Source organism: Umezawaea endophytica, assembly GCF_025061645.1.
Lineage (GTDB): Bacteria > Actinomycetota > Actinomycetes > Mycobacteriales > Pseudonocardiaceae > Umezawaea > Umezawaea endophytica.
The window spans coordinates 128,991-145,505 of record NZ_JANYMP010000021.1; the positions used below are offsets into that span (position 1 = coordinate 128,991).

At 71.1% G+C, this 16,515-nt stretch carries 15 protein-coding genes; 9 read left to right on the top strand and 6 right to left on the bottom strand.

What is annotated here, in order from left to right; translation table 11 throughout:
- Window positions 1–141 precede the first annotated feature (141 nt).
- Window positions 142–972, top strand: coding sequence for a DUF3152 domain-containing protein (locus tag NZH93_RS34655; protein WP_259627505.1), 831 nt, complete (start codon window positions 142–144; stop codon window positions 970–972).
- An 80-nt stretch (window positions 973–1,052) separates the two neighbouring features.
- Here the strand turns inward: NZH93_RS34655 and NZH93_RS34660 are convergent, their stop codons facing one another.
- The 4 genes from NZH93_RS34660 to NZH93_RS34675 form a co-directional block, all read right to left on the bottom strand.
- A complete protein-coding gene (locus NZH93_RS34660) occupies window positions 1,053–1,472 on the bottom strand; it encodes a hypothetical protein (protein WP_259627506.1) in 420 nt (139 codons plus the stop codon).
- Window positions 1,473–1,618: 146 nt separating this feature from the next.
- Window positions 1,619–2,344, bottom strand: coding sequence for a hypothetical protein (locus NZH93_RS34665; RefSeq protein WP_259627507.1), 726 nt, complete (start codon window positions 2,342–2,344; stop codon window positions 1,619–1,621).
- Entirely contained in the window at window positions 2,341–2,871 is a 531-nt protein-coding gene (locus NZH93_RS34670; protein WP_259627508.1) for a hypothetical protein, read from the bottom strand. The genes NZH93_RS34665 and NZH93_RS34670 overlap by 4 nt, the downstream gene beginning before the upstream one ends.
- A 172-nt stretch (window positions 2,872–3,043) precedes the next feature.
- Entirely contained in the window at window positions 3,044–3,994 is a 951-nt protein-coding gene (locus NZH93_RS34675) for a hypothetical protein (protein ID WP_259627509.1), read from the bottom strand.
- 227 nt (window positions 3,995–4,221) lie between these two features.
- On the opposite strand from NZH93_RS34675, the gene NZH93_RS34680 reads away from it, so the two are divergent.
- Window positions 4,222–4,458 carry a hypothetical protein gene (locus NZH93_RS34680; protein ID WP_259627510.1) on the top strand — a complete coding sequence of 79 codons (237 nt, stop codon included), beginning with the start codon at window positions 4,222–4,224 and terminating at the stop codon, window positions 4,456–4,458.
- A 128-nt stretch (window positions 4,459–4,586) separates the two neighbouring features.
- Window positions 4,587–6,167, top strand: a complete 1,581-nt coding sequence (locus NZH93_RS34685) for a putative glycoside hydrolase (RefSeq protein WP_259627511.1) — start codon at window positions 4,587–4,589, stop codon at window positions 6,165–6,167.
- Here the strand turns inward: NZH93_RS34685 and NZH93_RS34690 are convergent, their stop codons facing one another.
- Entirely contained in the window at window positions 6,168–7,142 is a 975-nt protein-coding gene (locus tag NZH93_RS34690; RefSeq protein WP_259627512.1) for an NAD(P)-dependent alcohol dehydrogenase, read from the bottom strand.
- A gap of 309 nt (window positions 7,143–7,451) precedes the next feature.
- Here NZH93_RS34690 and NZH93_RS34695 point away from each other — a divergent pair, with 309 nt between their 5' ends.
- The 3 genes from NZH93_RS34695 to NZH93_RS50940 all read left to right on the top strand — a co-directional run bounded on the left by NZH93_RS34695 (window position 7,452) and on the right by NZH93_RS50940 (window position 11,014).
- Entirely contained in the window at window positions 7,452–8,096 is a 645-nt protein-coding gene (locus NZH93_RS34695; protein WP_259627513.1) for a hypothetical protein, read from the top strand.
- A gap of 646 nt (window positions 8,097–8,742) precedes the next feature.
- Complete coding sequence (gene ku, locus NZH93_RS34700) at window positions 8,743–9,648, top strand: non-homologous end joining protein Ku (RefSeq protein WP_259627514.1); 906 nt, start codon at window positions 8,743–8,745, stop codon at window positions 9,646–9,648.
- A 922-nt stretch (window positions 9,649–10,570) separates the two neighbouring features.
- Complete coding sequence (locus tag NZH93_RS50940; protein ID WP_259627515.1) at window positions 10,571–11,014, top strand: DUF2867 domain-containing protein; 444 nt, start codon at window positions 10,571–10,573, stop codon at window positions 11,012–11,014.
- A 55-nt stretch (window positions 11,015–11,069) separates the two neighbouring features.
- Here NZH93_RS50940 and NZH93_RS34710 read toward each other — a convergent pair whose 3' ends face one another.
- The gene (locus NZH93_RS34710; protein ID WP_259627516.1) at window positions 11,070–12,572 is read right to left on the bottom strand and encodes a chitinase; all 1,503 of its coding nucleotides are present in this window, start codon (window positions 12,570–12,572) and stop codon (window positions 11,070–11,072) included.
- A 125-nt stretch (window positions 12,573–12,697) separates the two neighbouring features.
- On the opposite strand from NZH93_RS34710, the gene NZH93_RS34715 reads away from it, so the two are divergent.
- The 3 genes from NZH93_RS34715 to NZH93_RS34725 are packed head-to-tail and all read left to right on the top strand — an operon-like array spanning window position 12,698 to window position 16,510.
- The gene (locus NZH93_RS34715; RefSeq protein ID WP_259627517.1) at window positions 12,698–15,190 is read left to right on the top strand and encodes an FtsX-like permease family protein; all 2,493 of its coding nucleotides are present in this window, start codon (window positions 12,698–12,700) and stop codon (window positions 15,188–15,190) included.
- Window positions 15,183–15,863 (top strand): ABC transporter ATP-binding protein, encoded by a 681-nt coding sequence (locus NZH93_RS34720; protein WP_259627518.1) that lies wholly within the window; start codon window positions 15,183–15,185, stop codon window positions 15,861–15,863. The genes NZH93_RS34715 and NZH93_RS34720 overlap by 8 nt, the downstream gene beginning before the upstream one ends.
- Window positions 15,860–16,510, top strand: coding sequence for an ABC transporter ATP-binding protein (locus tag NZH93_RS34725; protein ID WP_259627519.1), 651 nt, complete (start codon window positions 15,860–15,862; stop codon window positions 16,508–16,510). Before NZH93_RS34720 ends, NZH93_RS34725 begins: the two co-directional genes overlap by 4 nt.
- Window positions 16,511–16,515 lie beyond the last annotated feature (5 nt).

Sequence of the window (16,515 nt, forward strand, 5' to 3'; positions counted from 1 at the left end):
CGTTCACCCTCCTGACGACCACCTTCCGCGTTCGGGAATTCCCTTACAGGTGAACAAGTCCCGAGAATCGCCCATTCACCTCCCCGCCTCGGGAGAATGAGTGGACAGAACGAATGCGTTGCTGCCCTGGGGAGTTCATTCATGGTGTTCGGCAAGTCACGGGTCCGGACCATCGCGGGCACGGCAGCGGCCTGCGCGGTTTCCCTGGTCGCGATCACCACCGTGCGGCTGGCGGGGACCACCGCGGAGGCGAAGCCGTGGTCGTTACCGGAGAACGCGCTGATCACGGTCAGGGCGAACCCCGCGCCGACGTCGGCCACCGGCCCTGATCGGCTGACGGGAGCGCGCGGTTCCACCGCGGACCTGCCCGACGGGCCGCCGGTCCCCAGGCTCGGCTACGGCACGTGGCACGTGGTCCCCGGCAGCGGTGAGGCGGTCGGGGACGGGCTCGTCCAGACCTTCTCGGTGGAGGTCGAGGACGGGGTGCGGCCCGCGGACGGCGATCCGGCCTTCGGCCGCGCCGTGGAGCAGGCGCTGGGCGATCCGCGCGGCTGGACGGCGGACGGCGAGGTGGCGCTGCGCCGGGTCGACGTCGAGGAGCCCGCCCTGCGGATCAGGCTCACCTCGCAGGAGACGGCCCGCGCGCTGTGCGGGTTCGAGCTGCCGTACGACACGTCGTGCCGGATCGACGACGCCGTCTACCTCAGCGCGGCCCGCTGGGTGCGCGGCGCCAAGGCGTTCGACGACCTCGGCGAGTACCGCCGGTACCTGGTCAACCACGAGGTCGGCCACTTCCTCGGCCACTCGCACGAGCCGTGCGACGTCGACGGCGGACCCGCGCCGGTGATGATGCAGCAGACGTTCAGCACCGCGAACGACGAACTCGCGCGCCTCACGCGGGAGAACCCGCAGCAGGCCGTGGTGCCGACCGACGGCAAGGTGTGCGAGCCCAATCCCTGGCCCCACCCCTGACGTTCACGGGGCGGCGGTTTTCACCGCTGTCGCCGATTTCCACCGGACCCACGAAATCCGGTGAAAACCAACCGGCGGAATTACTGGTGGATGATCCCCGACATGGAGCAGAAGTCGGGAGAAGCGCTGATCGCCTCGGTGTGGCCCGGCGACCCGACGGGAACGGTGATCCCGTTCGCGACGTCCTCGATGGGCACCTGCACGCCGAGCACGCTGATGTTGTTGTCGCAGACGGCGCCGACGACGTTGACGTTCTCCGCGACGCTCGTGTCGTTCACGTTGACCAGGCCCACCTGTCGGTGTTTGCCCTGGTGAACGCTGTCGCCTTGGCCAATGGCGTCATCGGCGCGGCAGGTGGCGCCGCAGCCTGCCTCCGAGGCGGAGGCCATTCCACCCAGCACGACCAAACCCGTGGCGGTGGCGGCGACGACGGTACCGATCTTCTTCAGCAACGGAATTCCTTCGATAGTATTCCAGGCGACGTGGCCAGCCGGAATCACGGCAGCGGATATCCCGAGTCCTCGCCCACCGGTGGCCGCGAGCGAAATTACCGCCCTCCGCTATCGACCTCCAAGCCGGCTACACGATCGTGTACTCCTCGAACAGGAATCCGTCGAACTCGCCGAGAAGGGCGAATACCGGTTCGTCACATGATCATTTCCGCGGCACCGCCGTCACCTGCGGCGCTCACCCCGGTCTCGACCGCGGTCGGGGTGGTCTCGGCGGCACGCGGCCGCGGTACGCCGACCTCCTCCGGCCTCCTGCTCCGCGGCACCTCGACGGTCCCGTGGAACGACGGCAGGACGTCGAGGAGGTCCGCGAACTCGCGGGTCCACTCCTCGATCACCCGCTCCCGACCGACGAGGCGGGCGAGCAGTTCCTCGCAGCCGCTCCTGGCGTCCCGGACGACGTCGAGCGCCGCGGTGGTCGACAGGGCCAACCGCCGCCGGTCCTCCCGCCCCGCGTCCTCCAGCGCCGCCATCCCCGACTCGATGGTCCGTTCCTGCCGGTCGAGGGCGAGGCGGGCTTGGCCGCGGGCGTCCGCGACGACGGTGGCCGCGTCGTGCCGCGCCCGCGTGACCACGTCGCGGATCGCCGGGTCCTCCTCGCGGCAAACCTCGTCACCGGAGTGGAGCCGGTCGTACTCGTCCAGGAGCGACCGCATCACCAGGACCTGCTCGTCCAGGACGGCCGCCAGTTCGACGTAGGCGTCGGCGTCCTCGACGGCCGCCGCCAACCGCCCGGTGGCCTCCCGGAGCACCTCGTCGACCTCCCGGCGGCCATAACCGCGGAACCGCGACGGGAGGACCCGCCGCGCCGCCGTGAACACCTCCTGCAACGCCGTCGGCCACTCGCCGCGCGTCCCGTTCACGACCCCGTCCTCGCGATCCGCGCCTGGAGCGCGTCCCGCTGGTCGGCGAGGTCGTCGGCCAGCCCCTCCGCCTCCCGCACGATCGCGTCCACCAGCCGACCCGCCTGCACCGCGGCGCCTTCCAGCCTGCGCACGCTTTCCCGGTGGGCCTCCGACAGCTCCTCGCGCCGTGCGCCGAGCAGCCGTTCGCCCTCCTCGGCGAGCGCGCGTGCCCTGGCTCGCGCGTCCGCCTCGATGGCACGGGCCTCGTTCATCGCCGTGAAGAGGAGGTGGCGCACGAAGCACGCGAGCGGGTCGCGGGTCGGGTTCTCGGCGTGCAGCCATTCGTACTCGTGCAACGTCCCGTAGCCGCGCCCCAGTTCGGCGGCCGCGCGCTTGACGCGGACCAGCGCGTCGTCGTGCCTCGCGCGTGCGGCGGCGGTCTCGGAGTCGATCGCGGCGAGTTCCGCATGGACCGAACGCCGGTCGTACCCGCGCAGGCGAACGCGGAATCGGGGTGGCGGAGGATCCGCCTGCTCCTGGGTCATGCCCACCTCTTCCCGGTCGTTCGGAGACGGAGCCGCACACAGCTCCTGGCGGCGGTGCGAAAACCCACGCCGCCAGGAACCTCGCGTGTGCGGCTCCCCCTTTCCCCTACGCGGCGGACCGGGCGTTCCCCGTCACCGACGGGGCGGGCGCCCCGGTCCGCGCACGATTTCCTCAGACCTCGACGGTGTCCATGAACGAGCTCCACACCTCGGCGTCGCCGCCGTGGCCGCCATCGCCGGAGTCGCCACCGGAGGTGTCGCTGGTGATGGACGCGTCGCCGGTGTCGCCGGTCGTGGTGTCGCCGGAGTCACCCGTGGTCACCACGGTGGACGAGTCGTCGTCCCAGTCCCACGAGCCCCACCAGTCGTCGTTGACCGCGCCGTGCTCCCAAACGCCGTCGTTCCAGTCGTCGTTCCAGTCGCTGTCGTTGTCGTCGTTCCAGTTGTTGTTGTTGTCGCTCCAGTCGTTGTTGTTCCACTCGTCGTGGTTCCACTCGTCCTCGGCGGTGGTCAGGGTCGCGTTGTAGCCGGTGTCACCGGAGTCGCCCGAGGCGCCCGAGTCACCGCTGACCGCGACGTTCACGCTCTCGGCGTCGCCACCGGCGCCCGAGTCGCCACCGTCACCCGCGACCGCCACCGATTCCTCGGAGTCGTCGGCCGCGAACGAGTGGACCGCCGGAGTGGCCTCCACCTCGGCGTCACCGCCGCCGCCACCCGCGCCGGTGTCACCGGCGGTGGTGTCGCTGGCGATGGTCGCGTCGCCGGTGTCACCCGTGGTGGTGTCACCGGAGTCGCCCGTCATCACGTACGTGTTGCACCCGCCCAGCGGGCAGTAGACGTAGGTGAAGTTGCCACCCGTCGAACCCGAGTCGCCCGAGTCACCGGAGTCGCCCGACACCGCGACGTTGGTGCTCTCGGCGTCACCGCCGTGCCCGGAGTCGCCACCGTCGCCGCCGACCGCGACCTGGGGGCCGCTGTCGTGCGACGGCCCTCCCCAGTCGCCCATGTCGGACCCGGAGTGGGTCGGGTGGGCGACGCCTGCGCTCGCGCTCCACGTGCCGGGCACGATGAGCGCGCCGGACATCACCGCGGCCAAGAGGCCGCGCTGGATGTTCTTGTGCATGGTCTTCCTTCCGTGACAACGAACTTCGAACACGGTGGTCAACTAGCGGTGGTGCCGGATCGGGTCGGGCGGTTCAAGGTGTCGGCGCGGAACCGAGGTCCGCGCGACTCGCCACCGGGGCGGGAGAACCGCGCACGGTCACCTGCCACGTCGAGCTGATCTCCTTCACGGGTCATCCCCTCCGCGGTAGGCCGCCATCCGTTCCCGATGAGGAATAACCTGCGAACGTGGAAGGCAATCCCGGAAAATGGCCCGCCACCCTTTTCGGTGCCGCCGCCACGACTGGAAAAGCGGTTTTCGGCACCTGGTCGGTGGGTGGTCGGGAGCATTTCGACTCCGCGACTACCCAGCGTGTAGATTCGTACCGGCGCAACGGCTTCGCGATGGTTCACGAGTCGTTGGGCCGGTCGTGGACGATCACCCGTTGGAACAATTTCGGCGGGGCCGTTTTATACCGACGGTGAACACTTTTCCCGGCTCCGTCACCCGGCACGGTTGATCGCGGGTGCCAGGGTTTCCCGTTGGAGAAAATCGGGGTAATCCCCGACGAATGACGACAGGTCCGGTTTTCTCGGAGCACCCGGAGACAACGATGACCGTTTCACCGTCCGTCAGCACTCGGGGCATGGTCATCGTCGCGGTGGCCATGGCCGCCACCGCCGTGGCCGCCACGTCCATCAGCGTCGCCCACTCGCGCGGGACGGCGCTCGTGGTCCAGGGGATCGAGGACGGGGCGGTCGTGCGGTCCGTGGACGTCAACAGGCTCGCGATCAGCTCGGCCGACGCCGGTTCGCTGGACTCGGTCGAGGTGGTGATCGACGGCGTGGTCGTGCCGACGCGGCGGGACGGCGACCGGCTGACCGCGGAGCCGGTGGACCTGGCCGACGGCGCGCACGAACTGGTCGTGCGCGTGGACAACAGCGTGCCGTTCCTGCCCGGCACGTCGACCGAGCGCGTGTTCACCATCGACGACACGGCTCCGACGGTGCTGGCCGACGCCGTCGACGCGGTGTCGTTGCGCGATCCGGTGACCGTCGAGGGGACGGTGGCGGGAGCCGAGTCGGTGCTGATCGGCGAGCAGCGCTTCCCCGTCGACACCAACGGTTCCTTCAGCGCGTCACTGGCCGCCGTGCCCGGCCGCGTGCGCGTCGAGGCGACGGACGCGGCGGGCAACTCCGGCCACCAGGACCTGGAGGTGCGCGCCCACCACCCCGGTATGCGGGCGGTGCACATGAGCGCGCAGGCGTGGGCGTCCGAGGCGCTGCGCGAGCCGGTGCTGCGGCTGATCCGGGAGAAGCGGATCGACACCGTGCAGCTCGACATCAAGGACGAGAGCGGTGAGATCGGCTACGACTCGCAGGTGCCGATGGCGAAGAAGCTCGGCGCGGGCACGGACAACTACGACGCGCGGGCCGTGATCGACCAGCTCCACGGCGCGGGCGTACGGGTCGTCGGCAGGCTGGTCGCGTTCCGGGACCCCGTCCTCGCCGAGGCCGCGTGGCGGAGCGGCGCGAAGGACCTGGTGGTGCAGGACGAGAGCGGGTCGCCGTGGTCGGGCGGGTACGGCGGCTTCGCGTTCACCAACTTCGCCAACCCCGAGGTGCGCGCCTACAACGTCGAACTCGCGGTCGAGGCCGCGTCGCTCGGCTTCGACGACATCCTCTACGACTACATCCGCCGCCCGGACGGCCCGCTCGCGCGGATGACGTTCCCCGGCCTGACCACGTCCCCCGAGCAGTCCATCGCGGACTTCCTCGGGGACTCCCGCGAAGCGGTGCGGCCACGGGGGGCGTTCGTCGGGGCGTCGGTGTTCGGGATCGCCGCGCGCAGCGGGTCGGACGTGGCGCAGGACATCCCGGCGATGGCCGCGCAGGTCGACTACATCGCCCCCATGGTGTACCCGTCCCACTGGGGGCCGGGCGAGTACGGCGTCGCCGATCCGGAGGGGCAGCCGCACGACATCGTCAAGGCCTCGGTCGCCGACTTCGTCGCGGTGACCGAGAACTCCGGCGCGGCGGTCATCCCGTGGCTCCAGTCGTTCTCGCTGGCGAAGTCGTACGGCCCCACTGAGGTCCAGGCGCAGATCGCGGGCTCGACCGAGGCGGGCGCGAAGTCGTTCCTGCTGTGGAACGCGGCCTGCGACTACGAGTCCGCCGGGCTCCAGCCGGGCTGATCACACCGTGATGACGACCTTGGCCCGCGCGTGCTCGACCTCGACGTACCGGATCGCCTCGGCCGCCTCCTCCAGCGTGAACCCGCGGTCGATGACCGGGGTGACCTGGCCGGACTCGACGAGTTCGCCGAGCACGGCCAGGTTCTCCGCGCTGTTCACCGCGGTGAGCGGGCAGACGCGCTGGCTCATGAACGGCCGCACCACCAGGGCCTTGAGCAGCAGCGCGATGGGCCCCAGGAAGGACCCGCCCTCCGACACGCCGCCGCCCGCGAGGACCAGCGTGCCGCCGGGGGTGAGCACGCGGCGGTGGTCGGCCAGCGACCGGTTCGCGACGAAGTCGAGGACGACGTCGTACCGCTTCCCGGAGCGGGCGAAGTCCTCCGACCGGTAGTCGACGACGTGGTCGGCGCCCAGTTCGCGGACCAGGTCGACGTTCCGGGTGCTGCACACGCCCGTCACCTCGGCGCCGTGGGCCTTGGCGATCTGCACGGCGAACGTGCCCACCCCGCCGGACGCGCCGTTCACGAGCACCCGCTGCCCCGCCGTGACCCGGCCGAGGTCGCGCACGCCGATGAGCGCGGTGTTGCCCGCCAGCGGCACGGCGGCGGCTTGCTCGAACGTCAGGCCCGCGGGCTTCACCCCCACGGCCAGCTCGGACACGCGCACGTACTCGGCGAACGTCCCGTCCACCTCGCCGTACACCTCGTCCCCGACCGCGAACCGCACCGCGCCGTCCCCGACCGCCTCGACCACCCCGGCGAAGTCCCGCCCCCGAACCCGCTCCTTCGGCCCGCGCAACCCCATCGACAGCCGGGCGAGGTACGGGTCGCCGCGCATGAAGTGCCAGTCGTAGGCGTTGACCGCCGCCGCGCGCACCCGTACGAGCAGCTCACCGGGGCCCGGAACCGGCTGGGGAACGTCCTTGAGCTCCAGGACGTCCGGGGAGCCGTACCTGTGCTGAACGATCGCCTTCACGGGGACCTCCTCGGCGCGGGTCGCTGCCCACGACGGTGGCAGGCGGGGCGGACGCGCACATCGGGGATGACCCCCGGGGGCTTGCGGATGGGGGTTGATCGACCTGGTCTAAAAAATCTTGAAAAAATTCTTCGCCAGGGCTTGCGCGACAAAACCGCAGCTCAGAAGGTCAGATCGGGACCTTCGACCCGCGTGTCGAGCTTGACAAGGGCTCGCGGGCCGTTCGCCGGTCCCGTTTTTGTCGGTGCTCACCGGCACCATCTCGAACAGGTGTTCGTTTTGGGTGTTGCGAGCCGAGAGGAGCGTGCGATGCGGGTGAGGCTGGATCCGAGGCAGTGGCCCGGTCGTGTCATCCCCGAGACCGATTCCGAGATCGACACGGCTGTCGAAGCCGTGTGCTTGCGCGCGAGTTGGGCGGACGCGGACCGCCAGTCCATCCGCGCGGTGCTGGTGCCGTGGTTCGCCGAGGAGTGGTCGGTGGACGCGGTGCTCAAGGCCGTCGACCACCGGCCGGACGGGTCGTGGCAGGGCAGGCCGCGCGGGCGTGACCAGGAGGCGCACGAGTTCCTGAGAGCGCGGCTGCGCGCGTGGTCCGGCAGTGGGGGGCAGCGGGCGAAGCCGCCGGTGCCGGGCGTGCCGTTCGGGCAGTGGTGGCGGGTGAACCGGCGCAACGCCCGGCTGTACGAGCCGCGGGAGACGGCGCCGCTGGGGCAGGCGGGCCGGGAGGCGCGCGAGGAGTCGCTGGCGCGGGCTCGGGCCCACCTCAGCGATCCGGTGGAGCGGTCGCGGGCGAAGGCCGAGCGCTGGCGCGAGGCGTTGGACTCGCTGCTCGTGCCGGGCAAGGCGGTGCCGACGTTCGAGGACTCGCGGCGGCTGCTGGTCGACCGGGTCGTGCCGCGCACGGTGTGCGCGCACTGCGGGTCGGGGCAGGTGATGATCCGGCGTGCGGCGTGATGAGACCGGGGAGGGTGAGGTGAGGTGGCGCCACGGTGTTGGCCGGTGGGGATTTGGTCAGTGGCGAGAGCGGTGAGGTAGCGCCGGCACAGTCGGCGGTGACCGGTGGCGAGTCAGGTGAGATAGCGCCGGCACAGTCGCCGGTGGTCAGCGGTGAGTGAGGTTCAGTGGTGAGTGAGGTGAGGTAGAGCCGGCACGGTGGCCGGTGGTGAGAGCGGTGGACTTGGTGCTCGTCGGCCGACTGGTCGGTGAGGACGGTCGTGGTCCTGGTGCTGGTCGCCTGGGTGGTCTGCGGACTGGGTACGCCGGAAGTTGAACGGCGCCTTGTCAGTGGGTCTTCGCGGGCCGAGGCTTTCTTTGGCATGCCCGGAATCCGGCTGCTACGGCAGGCTCGACCTTGCGCCTACTGCCCAGCGGGGCGGTGATTCGTGCTGCCCTGCGCGGAAAGCGCTCGCGGTCGGCCACGAGACCACGGCTGCCCGGTGGGACGAGTCTGCCATCCCGTTCGGGCTGAAGCATCTCGGGGGGTGGGTGGATGCCTGGCGGCTCACCGGGTCGATGGTCTTCCGGTCCCTGCTCGGGGGGTTGAGGACTGGCCGCGCGTGGTACCCGACCAGCGTCTTTCGGCGATCTGGAGGGTGTGGCGATGGCTCGGGCGATCTGGAGTGGAGCGGTCAGCTTCGGGCTGGTCACGATTCCGGTGGCGCTGTACGGCGCGACCCACGACCACACCGTGCACTTCAACCAGTTCGAGCGCGGTACGTCCGACCGGATCCGCTACCAGCGGGTCAACGAGCGGACCGGTGACGAGGTCGAGTACTCCGACATCGTGAAGGGCCATGACGTCGGTGGCGGCGAGTACGTCGTCGTCGAGCAGGAGGAGTTGGACGACATCGCGCCCGGACGGTCGCGCACGATCGACATCGACACCTTCGTGGACCTCGACGAGATCGATCCCGTCTACTTCCAGAAGAGCTACTGGCTGGGTCCGGCGAAGTCCGAGTACGCCCGCCCGTACCGCCTCCTGGTGCGCGCCATGGCGAAGACCGGGAAGGCGGGCATCGCCACGTTCGTCATGCGCGGCAAGCAGTACCTGACCGCCATCCGCGCCGACGGCGACCTGCTGGCGCTGGAGACCCTGTACTTCGCCGACGAGATCCGCGACCCGGCGGACGTCCTCGACGAACTCCCGACCGGCGACCGCGCCAAGCCGAAGGAGGTCGCCATGGCGACCTCGCTGATCGAGTCCATGAGCGGCCCGTGGAAGCCCGAGGACTACCGCGACACCTACACCACCAAGGTCGAGAAGCTGATGCGAGCCAAGAAGGCGGGCAAGAAGACGGTCAGCGCCGAGGAACCGCCGGAGGCGACCGAGGTCGTCAACCTGATGGAAGCGTTGCGCCGCAGTGTGGAGGGCACCCGCAAGAAGACCGCCGACCTCTCCGACCTGTCCAAGGCGGACCTGGACAAGCAGGCCAAGGCACTGGGCATCACCGGCCGCTCCAAGATGAAGCGCGCGGACCTGGAGAAGGCAGTCCGCAAGGCGTCCTGAACCACCACAGCTCCACCCACCCCAACTCCACCCACCACAGCTTCGCACCACAGGGTGCCGAACGGTCCCTTGACCCACACCCACCACCCCACGACGATGAGAGCGCTTCCACACCCCGGTCGGGGGGTGACCAAGAACGTCAGGCGCACCACAGGTGGCCGTTCCCCACCGCGCCAGACCACCCGACCGAACCACGACAGCGCCGACCGCCATCGCACTGTCGCGTTGAGACACTCGCGCGGGTGTCCGCTGCCGCACCGGCGAACACCCGCGCGAGCCCCACGATCGCCGCGGACAAAGCCAGACAGGCGCGGATAGGGACCGGACAGCCGCGGACAGGCCCGGACCAGGGACCAGACAGCATCGAGCGGCGACAGCCGGCGAGGGCAGCCACAACACCCGATCTCCACCACCCGGCCTCATACCGCCCAGACTTGCACTACTCAGACTTGTACCACCCAGCCTGGTATCCCCCTGGCTAGCACCACCTGGCCGCCTCGCCGAACGGCCGCCCACCAACCAACCTCCTCGCCACCCGGCCTTGCCCTACCCGACCGCCAATCACCCCGGCTTCCTACCGACCGGCCTCACACCCCTGGCCACCCCGCAAATGGGCCGCCTCACCACCCGACCTCCCCCTGCCAGGCCGCGCTTCCTACCAGCCGTCCTCTCACCACCTGGCCGCCCAACAAACCAGCCGCCCCAAACAGACCACCTCACCACCCGACCAACCCTCCCCCGGCCTTCCCACTGCCCAGGGCCACCCACCACCCCGGCCTATCCACCCGGCCGCCCCGCCATTCGCCCCCAGCCACCCGACCTCCCCCAACCCGCCCTCCCCAACCCGACCTCCCGCCACGACCCGCACCCCCGACGGCTACCGTCCGCACCGACCTGGACACCAGCGAACGGAGCCGTGCCCGTGCCGACCCCCGCCAGCTCCGCGCTGCACGACTCCCTCCCCCACGTCGACTACGCCGACGCCCACTCCGCCCCCCTCCCCGAAGACGCCCCGACCGACCCCCACGCCTGGGTCACCCGCCTGTTCTCCAACCCACCCCGAACGTTCCGCCTGCTGATGGGCGCGCGGGACCGGCTGGTCGGCACGGCTGGGCTCAAGAAGGGGTCGTTCCCGGAGTTGTTGAGCACCGCGGAGGAGGTCGTGCTGGGGGTGGATGATCTCCACCTGGACTTCCGGGTCGGGGTGCGGGTCGATCCCGGTCGCGGGCTGGTGACGGTGGGTACCGTCGTGCGGTTCCACAACCTGTTCGGCAGGCTCTACTTCCTGCCCGTCCGGGCGGTGCACGCGGTCGTCGTGCGATCGATGCTGCGCCACGCGACCGAGCGCCGACCGGGGAACGCCTGAGCGCTCCCCGGTCGGCGTGCCCTTGCCGGGTGGGGGGACCACCCGGCAGTGGCGGTCATCGGGGCAGGAACGCCCGGTTGGCCTTGGAGAACTCGAAACCGTTGAACCGGTCCCAGTTGATCGACCACGTCATCAGGCCGCGCAGGTTCGGGTACACGCCCCGCGGCTGGTACGAGCCGCAGTTCGTGCCCTTCATCAGGCAGTTCAACGCCGTGTGCGTGTCGGCGACGGAGGTGAAGCCGCCGCCGGCGTTGACGCTCGCGGGCAGGCCGATGGCGACCTGGTCCTGGCGGAGGCCGGGGAAGAACTTGGTCGTGTCGCCGCGGACGGGGAAGCCCGCGAGGACCATGTCGGTCATGGCGACGTGGAAGTCGGCGCCGCCCATGAAGTGGTACTGGTTGTCCAGGCCCGTGACGGGGCCCGAGTTGTAGTCCTGCACGTGCAGCAGGGTCAGCGAGTCGCGCAGGGCGTGGATGACGGGCAGGTACGCGCCGGTGCGGCTGTCGGCGCCGCCCTGGCCGCCGTAGAACTGGTAGCCGACCTGGACGAAGAACGTCTCGGGCGCCATGGTGAGCACGAACTTGCTGCCGTAGCGGGCCTTCAGCGTCTTCAGCGCGGAGATCAGGTTCACGATGACCGGCGTGGTCGGGCTGCGGAAGTCGGTGTCACCGGCGTTCAACGACAGCGAGTGGCCCTCGAAGTCGACGTCGAGGCCGTCCAGGCCGTACTTGTCGATGATGGCCGACGCGGAGCTGACGAACGCGTCGCGCGCGGCCGTCGTGGACAACTGGACCTGGCCGTTGGCGCCGCCGATGGAGATCAGCACCTTCTTGCCCGCCGCCTGCTTGGCGCGGATGCCCGCGATGAACTCGGCCTCGGACTCGACGTTCGGGCACTCGGCGACGGGGCACTGGGCGAACCGGAGCTGGCCGGACGTGGCGGACGTGGGCTCGGCGAAGGACAGGTTGATGATGTCCCAGTCGTCGGAGACATCCTTCATCCGGATGTACCCGGAGCCGTTGGCGAAGCTCGCGTGCAGGTAGCCGACGAGCACCCGCTTCGGCAGGCCGGTCGCGGGCGTGGTGGTGGTGGTGGTGGTGGTCGTAGTCGTCGTCGTGGTCGTGGTGGTCGTCGTGCTGCTGGTCGTGGTCGGCGGCGTCGTACCGCCGGTGCACGCGGCACCGTTGATCTTGCAGTTGGCCGGGCTCGCGGTGCCCGAGGCGTTGAAGCCGAACGTGACCGTGGCGCCGGGCGCGACGGTGCCGTTGTAGTCGCGGTTGGTGAACGTGTAGTGGCCTGAGCTGTTGGTCTGCAACGAGTCCCAGTACGCGCCGACGGTGGTGCCCGCGGGCAGGTCGAACTCGACCTTCCAGCTCGTCACCGTCGAGCTGGTGTCGTTCTTGACGGCGAACTGGGCGGTGTAGCCCGTCTCCCAGCTCGACGACTTGGTGAAGGTGGCCGTGACACCCGCGGCGTAGGCGGGCGCGAGGCTCACCAGCACCGCTCCGAGCATCAACGTCACCACCGCCGCCACCCTGGCGGCCAGCACTCGTGACATTCGTCCTCCTAGTGGTGGCGGCCTCCAGGTGGTCCTTCCGGGAATTGGACTAGACCATCTACCCACTGTCAAGGTTCGAGGCGAAAACGTTCCCCGGCCGAACGTCCGACGTATAGCGTGCGGAGGTGCAGATCCCGTGGCGCGCCGCCCCCAGAGCAGCGCTTTCCAGTCCGCTCACGCTGCTGGTGAGCGTCGTGACGGCGTTGCTGCTGAGCTTCGTCGTGGCCGCCGCCGTCCTGCACTCCTCGGCGTCCGGCAGCGCCGCCATCGCCTACCAGGAGGACCGGCTCTGCGACCAGTTGCTGCACCCCGGCCTGGACGCCAAGAAGGGCGTGCCGACGAAGTCGGTGAACGAGGTCGTCGACATCGCGACGAAGGCGGCGGGCGGCGGCGAGGTGCTGGCGGGCACGTACACCGAGGTGCGCAGGGCCGACTTCGGCGGCGCGGCGACGTTCGCGAAGTTCGGCTACCGCGAGGGCGCGGTCGACCGCCTGCGCGTCCTCGAAGGCGGGTCGCGCGACGGGCTGTGGGTGCCGCTGAGCCTGACGAAGACCGTGGAGGGCTTCCAGCTCGGGCAGCGCGGCATGGGCGGACGGCTGCCCCCGGTGACCGCGGTCTACGCCGACCTCAACGACCCGCTCGACCAGTGGTGGTGCACCGAGCGGCAGTTCGTCATCCCGAACATCATCGACAAGAACACCGACGTGACCAGCGCCGTGGTGTGGATGCCCAGCAGGCAGTCGTTCCTCGACCTGCCGGAGAGCGTCACCGCGGGCGGCGTCGGCATGACCGTCCGCTTCCCCACCGAGGCCCCGGCCACCGCGGCCGAGGCGCAGGCCCTGCTGGAGCGCGGAACGGCGGTGCTGGACCGGGCGAACCTGGGGCTGCGCCGCAACGTCGTGCTGCCTCTGCCGGTCGAGAACGCGCGGGCGACCATCGGCAACGTCCGCTCGGCGATCCTGCCGCTGACCCTGATCAGCCTGCTGATCGGGCTCGCGGGCGTCGCCACGGTGACGTCGGGCTGGGTGCAGCGCTGCCACACCGAGCTGCGGATGCTGTGGTGCCGCGGCTCAGGGCCCGCGGCGCTGGGCGGCCGGGCCGTGCTCGAACTGGGGCTGCCGCTGCTGCTGGGCGGCATCGCCGGTCTGGGCGTGGCCTGGCTGCTGCTGCCCGTCTACGCCCCGTCGACCTCGCTGGAGCCCGGCACTGTGCCGACGGCCGCGGCTGCGGTCGGCGTCGTGGTGCTCGCGAGCCTGGTGGTGACGTGGCTGGTCGCCGCGTTCCGCACGCACCGCGCGTTCCAGGGCCGTCCGTCGAGCGGCCGGGCGCGGCGGGTGTTCGCCGCGGTCCCGTGGGAGCTGGCGACCGGTGTGCTGGCGGTCCTCGCCTGGCAGCGCCTGCGCGAGAGCGGCCTGTCCACGCCGGTGAAGATCGGCGGGCTGCCGCGGATCGACGCCGCCGCGCTCGCGTTCCCGCTCCTGGTCGTGCTGACGACGGCGCTGCTCGCGGCGCGGGTGTTGCGCGTGCTGCTGCGGCTGTCGCACCGGATGTCGCTGTGGCACCTGCCCGCCGCGCAGATCGCCGTCCGCAGGCTGGCCGCGACCGCGGGTCCCGTCACGGGTGTGCTGCTCGTCGGTGTCCTGGCCATCGGCACGATCGCCGTCGGCAGCACCGTGGCGGGCGCGCAGAAGGCGTCGCTGGACGACAAGTCCGGCTTCTACACGGGCGCGAACAGCGTGGTGCAGATCGGCACGGACCTGGTCACCGGCGCTCGGGAGCTGCCTGCGGAACTGCGCGGGTCCACCACGATCGTCGGCGTCAGCAGCCAGTACGAGCGCACGGCGCTGGTGGTCGACCCCGCGACGTTCACCGACGGCGCCTACCTCGGCGCCGTGGACCCCGACGAGCTGCGCGCCCGGCTGACCGAGCCGCTGAGGATCGGCACGACGCCGAACCGCGCGGTCCAGCTACCGGGCCTGCCGCCGCTCAACCCCACCGCGGGCCTCCCGTCGTTCCCCAAGGTCGGCACCTCCGGGTACGTGGTGCCGATCGACCGGATCACGTCGGTCAAGGACGTCAACACCTGGTACCTGTGGTCCTCCAGGTCCGCGATCGACCTCGTCCGGCCGCTCCAGGCCGCCGAGATCGGCTACCGCAACGTCGAGGAGCGCTCCAAGGCGATCTCCGGGCTGCCGTTCCTGACGATCCAGTGGACGTTCACCTTCGTCACCGCGATCGGCGGGGTGCTGGCGATCGTGGCGGCCATCGCCCTGCTGCTCGCGATCGAGGTGCGCAGGCGGCAGAACGCCGTCGCGGGCGCGCTGAGCACCCGGATGGGCATGAGCCCGGCGACGCTGCTGTCCAGCCACCTGGTGGAACTCGGCGCGCTGACGGGGTTCGCGGTCGTCGTCGGCAGCGCGGCGGGCGCGATCGGCACCGGGTTCGCCGTGCCGCGCCTGGATCCCGCGCCACGCCTCGCGCCGGGCCCGGTCCTGCCGAACCTGCTGCCGCTGCTCACCACCACGGTGCTCGGCAGCGCGCTGGTCGTCGTGGCGGCGGCGTGGATCGCGCTGCGCGCTTCCAGGTCCGCTCGAATCGGGGAGTTGATCCGTGGCTGACCACGTCCTGCGGCTGGTGGAGGTCGGCGTCGACTACCGGACGCCCGGCGGCACGGTGACGGCCGTGTCCGACGTGAGCCTCGACGTCCCGGCGCGCGGCGTCACCGTGCTGGCCGGTCCCTCCGGGTCGGGCAAGTCGACGCTGCTGCGCGTGCTGAGCCTGGTCGAGCGGCCGACGCTGGGCAACGTCGAGCTGCGCGGCGCGGGCACGACGAGGCTGCCGAACCGGGCTCGGCGGGCGTTGCGGCGCACCGACGTGGCGCTGGTGTTCCAGAACCCCGGCGACAACCTGATCGGCCACCTGTCGGTCGGCGACAACCTGCGCGCCGCCGCCCAGTCCGCGGGCAGGCCCGAGCGGGTCGACGAGGTGCTGGACCAGCTCGGGCTGCCCGGCACGGCGGGCTGGAAGGTGACGGCGCTGTCCGGCGGCCAGCAGCAGCGGCTCGCGTTCGGCTGCGCGCTCGCCCGCGGCGCCACGGTGGTGCTCGCCGACGAACCCACCTCGCAGCTCGACCGCGCCTCCGCCGACCTCGTCCTGGAGACCCTCGTGGACCTGTCCCGCCGCGGCATCCCGGTCGTGGTCGCCTCGCACGACCCGAGGCTGATCGCGTTGGCGGACACGTGCTTCACGCTGCGGGACGGCACCCTGGTCGCGGACGGAGCCCCCGCGTGAGCCTGCGAGCCGAGGACGTTCACCGCTCGTTCGACCACCCGAGCGGCGCGGTGCACGTGCTGCGCGGCGTCGACCTCGCGGTGGAGCCGGGTGAGCTGGTGACGCTGTCCGGCCCGTCCGGGTCGGGCAAGAGCGCGCTCATCACCCTGCTGTGCGGTTTCGACCAGCCCGACCGGGGCACGGTGGCGGTGTGCGGGCGGTCGCTGGCCACTCCCCCCGCGTGGCGGCTGTGCGCCGTGCTGCCGCAGGCGCTGGGGCTCTCGGGCGAGCTGACGCTGGCGGAGAACATCGCGCTGCCGCTGCGCCTGGACCCCGAGCGGCGCGGCGAGCCCGTGGCCGACGCGGTGGCCGGGCTGATGGCGGAGCTGGGCATCGACGGGCTCGGTGACCGCTACCCGGCGGAGGTGTCGTTCGGCCAGCAGCAGCGGACGGCGCTGGCGCGGGCCGTGATCGCCGGACCGAAGGTGCTGCTCGCCGACGAGCCGACCGCGCACCTGGACCACCACAGCGCGCCCGCCGCCGTGCGGGTGCTGCGCCGGGCCGCGGACGCCGGATCGGCCGTGCTCATCGCCACGCACCACGACCTCGTGCACGAGGCGGCGGACCGCACGCTCGTCCTCGAAGCGGGCCGGATTTCCGTAGAGTAGGCGCC

Excerpts from the sequence above, each read along its gene's own strand:
- NZH93_RS34710 (WP_259627516.1), bottom strand. The coding sequence starts at position 12,572 with ATGTCACGAGTGCTGGCCGCCAGGGTGGCGGCGGTGGTGACGTTGATG.
- NZH93_RS34670 (WP_259627508.1), bottom strand. The coding sequence starts at position 2,871 with ATGACCCAGGAGCAGGCGGATCCTCCGCCACCCCGATTCCGCGTTCGC.
- NZH93_RS34675 (WP_259627509.1), bottom strand. The coding sequence starts at position 3,994 with ATGCACAAGAACATCCAGCGCGGCCTCTTGGCCGCGGTGATGTCCGGC.
- NZH93_RS34685 (WP_259627511.1), top strand. The coding sequence starts at position 4,587 with ATGACCGTTTCACCGTCCGTCAGCACTCGGGGCATGGTCATCGTCGCG.
- ku (WP_259627514.1), top strand. The coding sequence starts at position 8,743 with ATGGCTCGGGCGATCTGGAGTGGAGCGGTCAGCTTCGGGCTGGTCACG.
- NZH93_RS34655 (WP_259627505.1), top strand. The coding sequence starts at position 142 with ATGGTGTTCGGCAAGTCACGGGTCCGGACCATCGCGGGCACGGCAGCG.
- NZH93_RS34695 (WP_259627513.1), top strand. The coding sequence starts at position 7,452 with ATGCGGGTGAGGCTGGATCCGAGGCAGTGGCCCGGTCGTGTCATCCCC.